General features: G+C 39.5%; 13 protein-coding genes and 1 pseudogene. 11 read left to right on the forward strand and 3 right to left on the reverse strand.

The annotated features are described in order from the left end of the window. Positions 1-2146, reverse strand: a 2146-nt coding sequence (gene nrdD / locus U0M88_RS07205) for an anaerobic ribonucleoside-triphosphate reductase (RefSeq protein WP_331869385.1), incomplete at its 3' end; no start/stop codon positions are given. Between the two features lie 294 nt (positions 2147-2440). On the opposite strand from nrdD, the gene U0M88_RS07210 reads away from it, so the two are divergent. From U0M88_RS07210 to U0M88_RS07230, 5 genes are all read left to right on the forward strand, one after another. Beyond that, a complete protein-coding gene (locus U0M88_RS07210) occupies positions 2441-3220 on the forward strand; it encodes an alpha/beta hydrolase (protein WP_331869386.1) in 780 nt (259 codons plus the stop codon). A gap of 5 nt (positions 3221-3225) precedes the next feature. Next, positions 3226-4656 (forward strand): Na+/H+ antiporter NhaC, encoded by a 1431-nt coding sequence (nhaC, locus tag U0M88_RS07215; protein ID WP_331869387.1) that lies wholly within the window; start codon positions 3226-3228, stop codon positions 4654-4656. Between the two features lie 65 nt (positions 4657-4721). Next, positions 4722-5477: a glucose 1-dehydrogenase gene (locus tag U0M88_RS07220; protein ID WP_331869388.1), complete on the forward strand. Its 756-nt coding sequence runs from the start codon at positions 4722-4724 to the stop codon at positions 5475-5477. A gap of 70 nt (positions 5478-5547) precedes the next feature. After that, on the forward strand, positions 5548-7125 hold the full coding sequence (gene gpmI / locus U0M88_RS07225; RefSeq protein ID WP_168964774.1) for a 2,3-bisphosphoglycerate-independent phosphoglycerate mutase: 1578 nt from the start codon (positions 5548-5550) through the stop codon (positions 7123-7125). Between the two features lie 224 nt (positions 7126-7349). Then, positions 7350-8150, forward strand: coding sequence for a hypothetical protein (locus U0M88_RS07230; protein ID WP_294687800.1), 801 nt, complete (start codon positions 7350-7352; stop codon positions 8148-8150). Positions 8151-8451: 301 nt separating this feature from the next. Here the strand turns inward: U0M88_RS07230 and U0M88_RS07235 are convergent, their stop codons facing one another. Then, entirely contained in the window at positions 8452-8775 is a 324-nt protein-coding gene (locus tag U0M88_RS07235; RefSeq protein WP_331869389.1) for a hypothetical protein, read from the reverse strand. 297 nt (positions 8776-9072) lie between these two features. Here U0M88_RS07235 and U0M88_RS07240 point away from each other — a divergent pair, with 297 nt between their 5' ends. The 4 genes and pseudogenes from U0M88_RS07240 (at position 9073) to U0M88_RS07255 (ending at position 12483) form a co-directional block, all read left to right on the forward strand. Then, positions 9073-9531 carry a peptidoglycan bridge formation glycyltransferase FemA/FemB family protein gene (locus tag U0M88_RS07240; protein ID WP_294687808.1) on the forward strand — a complete coding sequence of 153 codons (459 nt, stop codon included), beginning with the start codon at positions 9073-9075 and terminating at the stop codon, positions 9529-9531. A 68-nt stretch (positions 9532-9599) separates the two neighbouring features. After that, a pseudogene (locus tag U0M88_RS07245) lies at positions 9600-10328 on the forward strand (peptidoglycan bridge formation glycyltransferase FemA/FemB family protein); the annotation flags it as partial. Between the two features lie 87 nt (positions 10329-10415). Then, complete coding sequence (locus U0M88_RS07250) at positions 10416-11102, forward strand: response regulator transcription factor (protein WP_022790615.1); 687 nt, start codon at positions 10416-10418, stop codon at positions 11100-11102. Next, positions 11095-12483 (forward strand): sensor histidine kinase, encoded by a 1389-nt coding sequence (locus U0M88_RS07255; RefSeq protein WP_331869390.1) that lies wholly within the window; start codon positions 11095-11097, stop codon positions 12481-12483. The genes U0M88_RS07250 and U0M88_RS07255 overlap by 8 nt, the downstream gene beginning before the upstream one ends. Here U0M88_RS07255 and U0M88_RS07260 read toward each other — a convergent pair. Further along, complete coding sequence (locus U0M88_RS07260) at positions 12480-13448, reverse strand: hypothetical protein (RefSeq protein WP_331869391.1); 969 nt, start codon at positions 13446-13448, stop codon at positions 12480-12482. The genes U0M88_RS07255 and U0M88_RS07260 overlap by 4 nt on opposite strands. Positions 13449-13479: 31 nt before the next feature. Between U0M88_RS07260 and U0M88_RS07265 the strand changes: the two genes are divergently transcribed. Further along, positions 13480-13845, forward strand: a complete 366-nt coding sequence (locus U0M88_RS07265) for a thioesterase family protein (protein ID WP_195222677.1) — start codon at positions 13480-13482, stop codon at positions 13843-13845. A gap of 275 nt (positions 13846-14120) precedes the next feature. After that, positions 14121-15317 (forward strand): FprA family A-type flavoprotein, encoded by a 1197-nt coding sequence (locus U0M88_RS07270; protein WP_442902239.1) that lies wholly within the window; start codon positions 14121-14123, stop codon positions 15315-15317. Positions 15318-15358: the final 41 nt, after the last annotated feature.

Below are 15358 nucleotides of genomic sequence, written 5' to 3' on the forward strand. Positions count from 1 at the left end.
CCTGTGTACGTCCCTGATTCCAGAACTGTGTTCCAATATAACCACAGGTACGACGGGCTACATTCATTTTTTCCTGGTCGCGGTTTCCGCAGTTCGGGCATTCCCATACCAGCTTGTGGTTTTCGTCTTCTACGATCTGAATTTCTCCGGTATATCCACAAATCTGGCAATAGTCGCTCTTCGTATTTAATTCGGCATACATGATGTGATCATAGATATGCTCGATTACTGCCAATACAGCCGGAATGTTATTTTCCATATTTGGTACTTCTACATAGCTGATGGCACCACCTGGTGATAATTTCTGGAACTGTGCTTCAAAAGTTAGTTTGTCAAAGGCGTTGATTTCCTCAGTTACGTGTACATGATAGCTGTTTGTGATGTAGTTTTTATCGGTTACTTTTGGAATAATGCCAAAGCGATCCTGCAGTTTTTTGGCACACTTATAGGTTGTCGATTCCATTGGTGTTCCGTATAAAGAGAAATCCATGTTGTTTTCTTTTTTCCATTTGGCACAGGCATCGTTTAAATACTGCATTACTTTTAATCCAAAGCTTGTACCCGGCTCTTCTGTGTGAGGAACACCGGTCATATATTGTACACATTCACAAAGTCCGGCATAGCCTAAGGAGATTGTAGAGTATCCGCCATATAATAACTTATCAATCGTTTCGCCTTTTTCCAGTCGAGCTAAGGCGCCGTTTTGCCATAAAATAGGTGCTACATCACTTGGCGTGCCCTTTAATCGGTTGTGACGACACATCAATGCTCTGTAACAAAGATCCAGTCTTTCATCCATGATCTTCCAGAAGCGTTTTTCATCGCCCTTGGAAGAGCAGGCTACATCAACAAGGTTGATTGTAACAACGCCCTGGTTAAAGCGTCCGTAATATTTTGGCTTTCCATTTTCATCCACATAGGGTGTTAAGAAAGAACGGCATCCCATACATGGATAACATTGTCCATCTCCGTTTTGATCAACTTTAAGCTGTTTCATCATCTTTTCAGAGATGTAGTCCGGAACCATACGTTTGGCAGTACACTTGGCAGCTAATTCTGTCAAATAGTAGTATTTGCTTGTTTTATGAATGTTGTCTTCTTCTAAAACATAGATCAGTTTTGGGAAAGCTGGAGTGATCCAAACGCCTTTTTCGTTTTTTACACCCTGCATTCTTTGTTTCAGAACTTCTTCGATGATCAAAGCCAAGTCATCGCGGGTTTGTCCTTCTTCGACTTCGTCCAGGTACATGAATACGGTTACGAATGGAGCTTGTCCGTTGGTTGTCATTAAAGTGATGACCTGGTACTGGATCATCTGTACCCCTTTTTCAATCTCACGAAGTACACGCATTTCAGCAATCTGATTGATTTTTTCTTCGCTGACATCCATGTTCATGGCTTCAAACTCATCTTTGACTTCTTTGCGAGCCTTTTCACGGCTGATTTGTACAAAAGGAGCTAAATGAGACAAGGTGATACTTTGTCCTCCGTATTGCGAACTTGCCACCTGTGCGATAATCTGGGTCGCAATGTTACATGCGGTTGAAAAGCTGTGTGGTTTTTCAATCATGGTTTCCGAAATGACAGTTCCATTTTGTAACATATCTTCCAGGTTCACTAAGCAGCAGTTATGCATGTGCTGGGCAAAGTAGTCTGAATCATGAAAGTGAATCAATCCCTGCTCATGAGCTTCGATGATATCCTGCGGTAATAAGAAACGCTTTGTGATATCTTTAGAAACTTCGCCGGCCATGTAATCACGCTGTACGCTGTTGACCAAAGGGTTTTTGTTGGAGTTTTCCTGTTTTACTTCTTCATTATTTCTTTCCAACAAGCTTAAAATTTGCTGGTCAGTTGAGTTGGCTTTACGAACCAAGGCTCTTTCATAACGATAGGTAATATAGTTGTGTGCCACCGAATAATATTGTTCTTTCATAATGGCGGTTTCTACCATATCCTGAATTTCTTCTACACTGGGGCTTCGCTTCATGGCTTCGCACTGGGCTTCTACCTGCTTGGAAATCTTTAAAATGGTTGCCTCACTCATTTGAGAGTGAGAAGTTGCTTTGTTGGCTTTTCGAATAGCATTTTCAATCTTATGGACATCAAAAATGACTTCTTCACCGCTTCGTTTGATAACTTTCATGATGCATTCTCCTTTATCTATCCAAAAAAATAGTTGAACATTCAACTATTTTTATTAACTGTACTTCTAGTATATCGATTTTAGATAAAAAAACAAGGTCAAAATCGAGACCTTTTTGGACACCTCCTTTAGATAAAGGGAGTTTATACAAAAAAATTTTACTTCTTAAAAAGTGCAAACTGAAAAAGAAGTAGAATATAAAAATGTTCATAAAGCAAGAACATATATTCACGAAATGTTGACAAAAATGATATTTAGGTGCAAAATAAGGAAGATTTTAGGAAGGGAAACGGTATGGAAAAATATGTAGAAATCAGCAGTATGGGCTATACCTTGCGCGGCATGATGCATGTACCGGAAAACAGGGATGAAAAGATTCCGTTTGTGATCTTGTTTCATGGCTTTCAAGACGATCGAAATGAGATCAACTTTGTGCATACAGAGCTTTCCAGGCGATTATGTGAAAAAGGAATCGGCTCAGTGCGGTTTGACTTTTTAGGTAGCGGAGAAAGCGATGGTTGCTTTGAAGATATTACGGTATCTCGTGAGGTACAGAATGGATTCGATATCCTGGACTATGTAGATGCATTACCTTTTGTGGATTCATCACGAATTGCCCTGCATGGTTTATCCTTAGGTGGTTGTGTGGCCAGTATGGTAGCCGGATTAAAAAAAGAAAAGGTTAAGGCGTTAAGCTTATGGTGTCCGGCGCTGGATCTTGTCTATAACATGCGTGAAAAGAATCTTTGTGGACAGGATGTATCGGATATTGAAGAAAAAGGGTATGCGGATGTGGAAGGACTTCGTCTATCCGTTGATTTTTATAAAGATTGTCTGCGTATCGATCCATATGCGATTGCTTCACAATTTGATAAGCGGGTCAATCTGGTTCATGGCGATCAGGATATCACTGCTTCATGTGATGTTTCACGAAAGCTCAAAGACATGTATGGTGACCAAGCGGATTTGTTGATCGTTTCAGGAGCTGAGCATCGTTTTACTTCGGTGCCATATCGAAAAGCACGAATGGAAAGTGCCTTACGATTTTTGTGTGATGAATTAAAGAAAGGATGAGAGATATGAAAAGAGTAAGAAAAGAGCCAACGACGTTATTTGCGTTAACATCATTTTTGTTGATCATTGCGGTCTTGGTGGTTTTGATCAACCTGGGGGTAAACACGACGATTTCCATTTTTTTAGGAGCAGTCGTTGCGGTAGGCATTGCCCTGGCTTTGGGAATTTCCTGGGATGAAATTGAAAAAACGATCAAAAATGTAATTGCGGACAGTACGCCAACTTTCTTAATTGTCTTAATGGTAGGCATGTTAGTTGGGATATGGATGGCTTCGGGAACAGTTCCGGCTTTAATGTATTATGGTATGGAGCTGATTTCACCGACGATCCTGGTGCCGCTTGCTTTTATTTTGAGCGGTGTCACTTCGATTTTTACCGGGACCTCTTTTGGTTCGGTGGCCACGATGGGATTGGCGATGGTTGGTATTGCCATGACGACTGATATATCCATTCCACTTGTAGTAGGTGCTATCGTATCCGGAGCCTGGTTAGGTGATAAAATGTCGCCGTTATCGGATACGACCAATATGGCAAGTGGTGTCAGTAAGGTTCCATTATACGATCATATCGGATCAATGATGTATACAACACTGCCGGCAGCCTTGATTGCGATCGTTTTATTTGCGATTGCCGGTTTTACCTTTGGCGCCGGATCTATGGATGCCAGTCAGTCGCAGCTGATCATGTCCACATTACAAGAGCACTTTAATATGTCATTGATCTTGATTCTTCCGGCCATTCTAGTTTTACTGGTTTCTGTATTTAAGATGCCGGCAATTTTGGGGATGGGCTTGACCGTTATCATCAGTGCTATTTTTGCCATGGTTTTTCAAGGTGTAGGCTTTGTCGATTTGATGAATTATGCGTTTAATGGTTTTAGTATTGAAACTGGGGTTGCGATTGTCGATCCGATGTTAAATCGTGGCGGTGTCACCAGCATGATGGAATTGTTGGGTATCTTTATGATGGCTTCTGTCATGGGTGCGGTCATCACTTCGACCGGTATCCTGGATGTCATTGCGCGCAATGTATTATTGAAGTTTATCAAAAACCGCGTTGTTTTAGTGTTTACGACATTGATTTACTGTTATGTGGTGAATTTCTTGGCTGCTGGTGGACAAATTGTATCGATCATTGTTACCGAACAAACGTTTGAAGAAGCTTTTGATCGCATGGGAATCCATCGTAAGGTCTTATCAAGAACGTTGGAAGATGCCGGTACTTTAAGTGCACCGATCGTTCCCTGGGGTGTTGCGACTATTTATGTTATGAGCGTGCTCAATGTGGATGCTTCCTACATTCCCTATTGTTGGTTTATATTCCTGGTACCTGTCTTTTCTATTCTATGCTCTGTTACCGGAATCGGTATATGGAATACAAAGGGAGAAAAGATGTGGGGCCGTCAAAAAGCCAGTGCCACACCTCTTGTCAAATAAGCGTCTTAGGGCGCTTTTTTTGTGGGATTTACGATATAATAAAAGGTAGAAGGGAGGCATAGAAAATGCGTCTAAAAGATAAATCAATCGTAGTAACAGGAGCCAGTTCCGGTATGGGAAAAGCCATTGTGGAGCGTTTTGTAAAAGAAGGAGCTTTTGTTGTGGCTGTCGCTCGAAGGAAGGAAAGATTGGATGCTTTAAAGGAAAGTCTGGCACAGGAAAAGGGGCAGGTGCTGGTTTTCCAGGGCGATGTATCCAAAAAAGAAGATAATGAAAAGATGATCGAACTGGCCGTTCAACATTTTGGAAAGCTGGATGTTTTGGTCAACAATGCCGGCATCATGGATGATATGTCCGGTATAGGGGATGCCACAGATGAAAAGTATGAACAAGTGATGAAGGTCAATGTATATGGACCGATGTGTGCCATGCGAAAAGCAGTTTCTCTTTTTAAGGAACAAGGTCATGGCAATATCATCAATGTGGCCAGTGTCGGTGGTATGCGAACAGCTGCCGGTGCTATTTATTGTGCCAGTAAGGCAGCTTTGTTGGCGATGACCAGAAATACCGCATTCATGTATATTCCGGATCATATTCGATGCAATGCGATTGCGCCCGGCGGTATTCAAACGGAAATTGCCAATTCCATGGGAATGCCTAATCCAAGTGGGTATGCACGAGTACAAAAGGTTTTGGCAGCAGCACCACAGCCTGGAGTGCCGGAAGATATTGCGGCTGCCGCGCTCTTTTTAGCCAGCGATGAATCACAGTATATCAATGGCGATACCTTAGTTGTTGATGGTGGATGGATTGCCGGTTAGTCCAGGCATATTACATTGAATTTAGTGATGGTTAGTGGTATATTTATGTCGATAAAATGGAGGAACAAATATGAACAAAAGACCTGTAATCTTAGTGGTTATGGACGGTGTCGGAATCAATGCCAGTGAATTTGGAAATGCCGTTGCCCTAGCAAATAAACCCACTTTAGACAAATTATGGAAAGAATGCCCTCATACGCAGTTGCGTGCTCATGGTTTGGCCGTTGGTTTGCCAAGCGATGGAGATATGGGGAACTCCGAGGTTGGTCACAATGCGATTGGATGTGGACAAATCTATTCTCAGGGTGCCAAGCTTGTCAATGAAAATATCGATACAAAAGAAATGTTTGAATCCAAAACATGGAAAGAATTAGTAGAAAATGCCAAAGGCCACACGATGCATTTCATTGGTCTTTTAAGTGATGGAAACGTACATTCTCATATCAATCACTTAAAGGCTTTGATCGAACAGGCCAAAAAAGAAGGAATTCATGAAGTTCGAGTACATGCATTATTAGATGGACGTGATGTTCCGGAAACCAGCGCATTGACGTATGTGGATGATATTGAAAACTTCATGAACGGGTTGAATGATGATACATTCCATGCCTGCATTGCCAGTGGTGGTGGACGTATGCAGATCACGATGGACCGTTACGAAGCTAACTGGGGTATGGTTGAAAAAGGATGGCATATTCACGTATTAGGTGATGGTCGTCAGTTTGAAAGTGCTACACAAGCCATTGAAACATATCGTGAAGAATTAGGTGTGATCGACCAGGATCTGCCGGGCTTTGTCATTGCCAAAGACGGTAAGCCGGTTGGAACCATCGAAGATGGCGATAGTGTAATTCTGTTTAACTTCCGTGGTGACCGTGCTCAGGAAATTTCTTTAGCATTTGATACGGATGAAAGCTTCGATAAATTCGATCGTGTACGCAAGCCGAATGTGATGTATGCCGGTATGCTGCAATATGATGCCGATCTGGATATTCCACATAAATATCTGACAGAACCACCAAAAATCAAATATACTTTGACAGAAGAATTGTGCAAACACGGAATCAAAGAATATGCGATTTCCGAAACACAGAAATACGGACATGTAACTTACTTCTGGAATGGAAACCGTTCTGAAAAATTCGATGAAGCTTTGGAAACCTATGTGGAAATTCCTAGTGATGTCATTCCATTTGAGCAGCGTCCTTGGATGAAATCGGCCGAAATTACCGATCAGCTGATAGAAGCCATTGAAAGCCAACAGTATGATTTCTTACGTACCAACTATCCAAATGGAGATATGGTAGGACATACAGGAAGTCTTCCGGCTACGATCATTGGTGTTGAATCTGTCGATTTGGCTTTGGCTAGATTGATCAAAGCGGTTGATAAAGTTAACGGTATCTTGTTAGTGACAGCCGATCACGGAAATGCTGATGAGATGTATGACAAACCGAAAAAAGAAGGGGCGCCAATCAAGGCTAAAACTTCACATACATTGAATCGTGTACCATTCATCGTATATGGGGCCGATGTTGAATTAAAACAGGATGATTCTTTAGGATTGTCAAATATTGCCAGCACGGTAGCTGATTTCTTAGGTGTAGAACCAAACAAACACTGGAATGAATCTTTGTTGAAAAAGTAAAAAAACAATTAGAAAGGATCGAAGGAGAGCTTTGATCCTTTTTTTGCTTGCGAAGAAAAAAAGGCAGCTTATAGAAAGGATAGGTATGAAAACAATAAAAAAAGTGTGCTTTTGTCTTCTTCTGTGTCTAGGTTGTATTGGGTGTAGTCCATCAACTTCTTTAGACTTTTGGACGATTACATACGATCAAATCGAGAGATATTTGAATGAAAGCGGTAACCTAATTGACGATCCATAAATATGGAGATCAGCAGGAATGTGTTTTAAGCTTTCAAATGGATGCAAAGGATAAGCCGTATATCGTATATCGATATACAATGGAAACGGAAGCGGCATTAGGAAGAACTAAGCAAAAATCACTGGAGCTGACATCAACGGATGCCGGATTTACAAAGTATGATATGAAATATACAGAAATGATTTTAGAAGATGGTAATTTCATTTCACAGGATACTGCCAGTGGGATATTACAGGTGCAGGAAGATCAGACCTTGCGTTTTGACTCCATTCCATTGTTAAAAGAGTCTATGGAAAACTTAAATGCTATGATCGATGATATAGAAAAGACATTTGATATTGATTATACAAAAACCTCTTTTGTCAATGTACCGGCTTTAGCACAGAAAACAAATATTCCGGAAACGGAAGAAATTCCAGAGGAAACGGCCGATAATATTGCTTATTTCAGCAAGCCAGACATCAATGCCAAAGGCTTTTCTTTAGTGACTTGTCTTGAAATTAATAAAGCAAATCCTGGTAGTGCCGTATTTTCAGAGTTTAATGTGGAAAGACAAAGTGATGAGTTTTCATACAATATTTCTTTAGAAAAACAATCTCAGGAAAACTGTTATGCACTTGTATTTCCTTTTGATTCAGATTTTTCATATATCGCTTATATTGATGAAACACAAGCCTATTTGTATGATGCATCATTTACTGTGAAAAAAATGGTACAGGATGTTGCGCAAGGTGGAAGTCAGGCAGTGTTTGTTTTATCAACGGAAAATGAAAGTTATAAAGAATGATAAGAAAATTAAGATTATATAACCTAAAAAGGCACATCGTGCCTTTTTAGTGTGTAGATAGTTTTAAAAATCATCTAAGCTAAGTCTTGTAATATCGGCAATCAGATTATGATGTAAACCTTCAGATAACATGTTTAATGCGATTTCTGTAAATAAAGACATATGAAATCGATAGAATCCGTATTGATATCAAACAACTTCATCTCATAATCAGGAATTTCATCTTTGTTCCAGTCGCTTTTGTGTATGCACTCATACAATCTCTTACGATGTTCCCATCTTGATTCGCCCATGTAAAGGGTCAGGGAATATACCGGAGTTTGGTATCAATCTTGATCTGTTGACGGATACCGGTATACTTGTAGTTTAAGATGCGAACAGGCATGTAGGGATCCTTCTTTCTCTGAAATTCAGGATGGAGAAAGAACTTGTCATCATAAAACATCAATAAATCATTTTCCTTACGAAAACCAAGATCATGATGCGTTTCCTTGTCGTAGAGCGAAAGCTTGTCTGGATTCAGAAGTAAATCCTTCTTAAAATAGACGAAAGAAAACAAATCGGCAAAATACTGTTTATGGGAAAGGACTTCCTTTAAACAGAGATCATAGGGATTCATTGTCAAAATATCACCTTCTTTTCTTTTTATAAATGAATCCTGTATCAGCACTATTTCTATTCCGGAAAAAAATAAGTACTACTATTTAATACGATAAAAAATCAAAAAACTATCAAAAGCACTTTAATTTTTTTTTGATTTTAATGTATGAGTCAAAAGAATTAAAATATGTGAATAAATTGAAAAGAATTGTACATTCAGTAGATCATCAAGATTTCCATAAAAAGATGATTCCCTCTTTTTTGTGTGATAAAATCAGAGATAAAAAGATAAGGGGGAATCTATCTCATAGAATTTACAGAATTGACGAAGGAAGAATTTGATGCGTTTGCCATTACACATCCGTTATGTAATTTCTGGCAGACATCCAATATGGCACAAATGCGGGAAGCCAAAGGTTTTTCAACGTATTATGTCGGTATCAAAGATGAAAGTGGGAAAATTATTGCCGGCTCGATGTTATCGGTGCTTCCTATCTTTATGAATGGAACATTGGTACAGGCATTACGAGGACCATTGTTGGATTATAAGGACGAAGAACAGGTCACTTTTTTTCATGAGCATTTAATCGCATTTTTAAAGAAGAAAAACTGTATCTACCTGCATATTGATCCCTATGTACCTTATGTACCACATGATTTAGATGGTAATGTAGTGGAAGGGGATTTTGACAATCGGGATGTAGTGTCCTTGTTGAAAAAATTGGGGTATCGTCATGAAGGTTTTACGCGAGGTATAGATTTAAGCCGAGAGCCACGATGAATTTATACCATTCCTTTAAAAGGAAAAACACCAGAGAACTGATGAAGCAGTTTTGAAAAAAAACGGTTCGAAGTATCAAGAAAGCACAGAAATATAATGTACAGGTTCATGAGCTTTCACGTGATCAAATCGAAATTTATGAAAAAGTATTAAAACAGACTGGGAAGCGGCGAGGCTTTCAGGGAAGAGATGATGAATATCATCATCGCTTGTATGATGCGTTTCATGATGCAGGTTATGTGAAGTTTTTGAATGCGACAATCAATTTAGATGATTATAAAAAGGATTTGATGGACGATCTTCAAAAACAGGAAGCTATTGTCGAAACATCAAAAAAGCGCTTAGAAAAACAGGAAAGTCCTAAGATTCAAAAGAAGATGGATTTGGCCCAAGAACAAGTGGATCAGTTGCATAAAAAACTGGAGGAAGCCAATCAAATGATTCAGGAAGACGGTCAGGTCTTAGATCTTGCCAGTGGCATCTTCTTTACTTATGGAAAAGAAGTGTTGTGTCTGATGAGTGGTGTGTATGAAAAGTATATGCGATTTGCGGCTCCTTATGCGATGCATTGGAAAATGATGAATTATTGCATAGAGCATGGTATGGAGAGATACAATTTATATGGAACCAGCGGTATTTTCGATGAAAGTGCTCCGGATTATGGTGTGTATTTGTTCAAAAAAGGGTTCCAGGGCGAAGTCGTAGAACTGATTGGTGACTTTGAGTATATCGTAGATACGAAGAAATATAAGATCTGTAACACACTAAGAAAAATCAAGCATAGTTTACGGAAATAAGGTATAAGTTTACAGGATTTTTACTTTAGCCCTCTTGTGTTTATGATAAAATGAAAAAGAATTTCAGCAGGAAGAGGGGAATGTAAAATGATTCGCATATGTATCGTAGAAGATGATGAAAGTATTCGACAGTTATTAAAATTAACGTTAGAGAATTTTCAGTATGAAATCGTAGATTTTGATAATGGAGCGGATGCACATGAATATTTATTGAATCATAAAGTGGACCTTGCGATATTGGATTTGATGTTGCCGCGTATGAACGGATATGAGATCTTAAAGCAGATGCGTCAAAAGAAGCTCAATAAAGAAACGCCGGTCATTATTTTAAGTGCTAAAGATCAGGAAGTAGATAAGATTATGGGACTTGATCTGGGAGCCGATGATTATATGACCAAGCCGTTTAGTGTTTTGGAGCTGGCTGCGCGTATTCGAACTCTGCTTAGAAGAACGAAAAAAGAATCGGATACGATCGAGCAGGGAATCTTGCGAATTGATGTTGATCAGCGTATCGTGCATGTGCAGGATCAGGTTGTTGAACTGACGTTCAAAGAATTTGAACTTTTAAAATATCTGGCTTCCAATGCGGGCCGAGCCATATCACGTGAGGAATTGTTGAATCAGGTATGGGGCTATGATTTTGTGGGTGAAACTAGAACATTGGATGTGCATATTAACTCACTGCGAAAGAAATTAGGTCCTATTGGAAGAAATTATATCAAGTCTGTTCGCCAGTTAGGTTATCGTTTTAGTACGGGTGATTCCAATGCGTAAGAAGATCATCCGTTCTTTTATGATAACTTTTTTAATCTCTTTTCTATTGGGATTTAGTGTATTATATGCGGTCTTATACATGGTCTTTCTGGAGAATCAGCGCAGTGAGCAGTTTCATGAACTGCAGATCATCGAGAAGATGGGGGATGACGATCAGGAAGGCGTTGGAAAATATCTGATGGAAAATGATTCGCGTCTAACGATCATCCGGACAGATGGAACGGTCATATATGATAATGCGGTGTCAAAAATTGATGAAAACCATCTGCAAAGAGAAGAGGTTGGACAGGCGCTGGATACGGGTAAGGGAAGTGCCATTCGTAAGTCAGATACGACCAAACAAAATTATTTATATACGGCAGTTTTTGATGAAGAAGATGCCAAGGTCATTCGTCTTGCGATTCCTTTTCAGGGAATATCACAATCCTGGATGGTTTTGATGCCAAGTTTTTTAGTTGCGTTTCTTATCGCTCTATCGACAGTCTGGTTCATTTCTAAAAAAATGGCAACTTCGATCGTTTTGCCATTACAAAAGATATCACAGACTATATGGACAACTCGAATCGGCAAGGAAAAAATACATTTTGAAGAATATAATTATCCGGAGCTAAGTGAAATCACGGTTGCGATTGAATCGATGAACGAAGAAATCGGAGAAAACTTAAATCAGCTGGAGAAACAAAAACAGATTCGGCAGGAGTTTTTTTCCAATGCTTCGCACGAATTAAAAACGCCTTTGACATCGATCATGGGTTATACAGAACTTCTTCGAACACATACGATCACAGATCCTAAACAGGTCGATCGATGCTTGGAGCATGTCGCAAGAGAAGGTAAGCACATGACGCAGCTGGTAAATGATATCCTGATGGTTTCCAAACTGGAAAGTGAAGAATACAGAGCACCATTCAGTCATATCTCGGTTCGGGAAGTATTGGATGGCCTTCTGGAGAGATTTAAAGTTCAGCAGGAAAAAATGAATTTAAATATTGTCGTAGATTGTCAGGATCTGTATGTTTATGCCAATAAAGGTCATATAGAGGGCGTTTTTGAAAATTTGATCAGCAATGCCATAAAATATAATGTGTATGATGGAACGGTGTCAATTTCCTGCTACGCATCAGGAAAAGACATGATCTTAAAAGTACAGGACACAGGTATCGGTATTCCGCAGGAAGATCAGGAAAAAGTGTTCCAGCGTTTTTATCGTGTGGATAAACAACGTTCCAAAGTGATTTCCGGAACAGGATTAGGGCTTTCAATCGTCAAGCATATTGTGCATTTCTATAAGGGATCGATCGAACTGGAAAGTAAAGAACAAAAAGGAACAACGATCACGTTGTCCCTTCCAATTTTAGTACATACGATTCCGGAAGATTAAAGCTTTGATACCGGTCGTAATGCGAAATAAAGTATAATGTAGCGTAATAGATCCACTAAGATAAAGAGGATGAAAACGCGGATCGGGTATTCTCCCGATGTGATATAACCGATAAAACGCGGAAGAAAAGCGGCTATAGAGATTCCTTCGGCAAGTAAACAACCAAGCAAGATCTTTTTAGAAGCCGGATGGTTGTAGTACATAAAGAAAATTGGTATGGTCCAGATGACGGCACTGACGATACAAAGTATAAAGATGTCTTTTGTCGCAAATACGGTTTTCAGATCATTACTGACAAAAAAACTGGAGAAAATCTGTACCAGGATCGGAAAGACCATCAAGCTGGCGTAAACCGCAATTCCCAGTCGAATTGAAATCTGCGGCAGAGTATAAGGCTCTTTTTCTTCGTACTCCTCTTCCTCTATTTCTTCTTCCGGATTATGATAGATAGAGCGAATGGGTTCAAAGATTTCTTCTTCCTGTTCATCGTATTCGTCATCTTCAATTTCAATTACATAGTCAAAGAAGACCTTGGCCCAACGGTTCTGTTTAAGATAACTGCCTAATGTAGAAAGAAAAATCAGTTTTACCAGCATGCATCCAATCAGTGCTCCATAGACCAGAATGCTGGAAAGATCGTTGATCAGATAGTAGCCGGGAATCATCAATAAAGCAATTTCAAAAACATAACAGATCCAGTAGAAAATGCGAAAAACCTTATATCCTCCGGATAACATTAAAAACAGGATCGAATAGAGGATGAGCTGTCCTGCCGCCAATACGATAAGAAGTGTATTGGATAGTTGGCTTTCCTGGATCGCAAAGAGATCCATATGCAGCAAGGCCCATACACCTATAAAATATAGAAGCAAGAGTAAATAAGAAACCCACAGACGTATCAGAACACGTGTTTTTGCTTTTTTATAAATCGTTGCATCATCTTGTTGATAATTGATCTTTTCCATGTTAAATGTATTATATGAAAAGGAGATTAGAATGTCAAAAACTGTAACTATTGAACGAATTGTAGGAAGATCCCATCTGGCCTCTGAGATGAAAAGTGGATCTTTAGATGTATTGGCGACGCCACAGATGATCGCATGGATGGAAGAAGCCAGCTGTCAGGTATTGGATCTGGAAGAAGGCATGACCAGTGTTGGTACCCTGATGCAGGTAAGCCATGATAAAGCCAGCCCGCTGGGGGCAAAAATTCGCATTGTTTCTACATTAACAGAGCAGGATGGAAGAAAGCTTAAGTTTCATGTAGAAGCGTGTCAAGGGGATGCTTGTATCGGAAAAGGCGAACATGAGCGCTTTATTGTACAGGCTGAAAAATTCCTGAAAAAAACATATGGTCAATAAAAGACTGTAAAACTCACAAAAAGCTTACACCTGATCATGAAACAGTGTAAGTTTTTTTATATGCATGAAAGCTGTTCTTATATTTTATTCTCTAATCTTTATCTAACATCTAAAATTTGGTTGCATCAATACATAAATGACAAAAAAAGATTTTTCGATTTAGTCTATTTATGGATAGATTCTTATTTTTTAAGCGGGATTCAATGGGTTATACTTGCAACTGCGACAAATCTAAGTAAAATATTTTTTGAGATGAGAAAAAGTTAGCGGGAGGAATGATTGTGTATAACGTTCGTAAAGTTCAAGAAGATTTGATTTGGGTGGGAGCCAGTGATCACCGCTTAAATCTGTTTGAAAATATCCATCCGATTCCACGTGGAGTTTCTTATAACTCTTATGTGCTATTGGATGAAAAGAATGTATTGTTTGATACAGTGGACTGGTCTGTATGCGGACAGTTTTTGGAAAATCTGAAGCATATATTAGATGGAAAAAAACTGGATGTGATCGTCATCCATCATGTAGAACCGGATCATTTGGCGAGCCTGGAAGAGGTCATGCTTCGTTATCCGGAAGCTAGGATCTATGCTACCGCAAAAGCGATTACGATGATGGAACAGTTTGGCTTTGCGGTGGAAGGAAAAACACAGGCTGTAAAAGAAGGCGATACACTAGAGCTGGGAAAACATACATTAACTTTTGTGATGGCCCCTATGGTGCATTGGCCGGAAGTTATGGTCAGCTATGATTCATATGGAAAAACGTTGTTCTCGGCAGATGCCTTTGGTACATTCGGTGCATTAGACGGTAAGCTTTTCAATGATGAAGTGGATTTTGACAGAGACTGGATCGATGATGCTCGTCGTTATTTCACAAATATCGTTGGCAAATACGGTGTACAGACCATGAATCTTTTAAAGAAGGCCAGCCAGTTAGATATTGAAATGATCTGTCCACTGCATGGACCGGTTTGGAGAAATAATTTCTCTTATATCATTGAAAAACATCAGCTTTGGGCTACCTACACACCGGAAGTTAAGGGCGTTATGATCGCTTATGCATCGGTTTATGGTCATACAGAAAGTGCTGCGCAGGCTTTAGCTTCCAAGCTGGTACAGACAGGAATCAAAGATGTTGTGGTTTACGATGTATCGAATACAGATCCATCCTATTTAGTTTCAGAAGCATTTAAATATTCGCACATTGTATTAGCTTCCAGTACATACAATGCTTGTGTATTCCCTAAGATGCAGGACTTCCTGGAACATTTAAAAATGTTGAACTTCCAGAATCGTACCATCGCAATTATGGAGAATGGCTCCTGGGCCAGCATGTCCGGAAATCTTATGCGAAAAATGTTAGAAGCAATGAAGAATATGAACGTTTTAGACAGTACGGTAAAAATCAACAGTTCTTTGCATACAGAAGAACCATTGGATGCATTGACAGAGGCAATCAAACAATCTATGTAAGAGGCTTGATGCCCAATGTCATTAAGTTAAGAAAATGGACA

It is taken from the genome of Faecalicoccus sp., assembly GCF_036552745.1.
Taxonomy (GTDB): domain Bacteria; phylum Bacillota_I; class Bacilli_A; order Erysipelotrichales; family Erysipelotrichaceae; genus Faecalicoccus.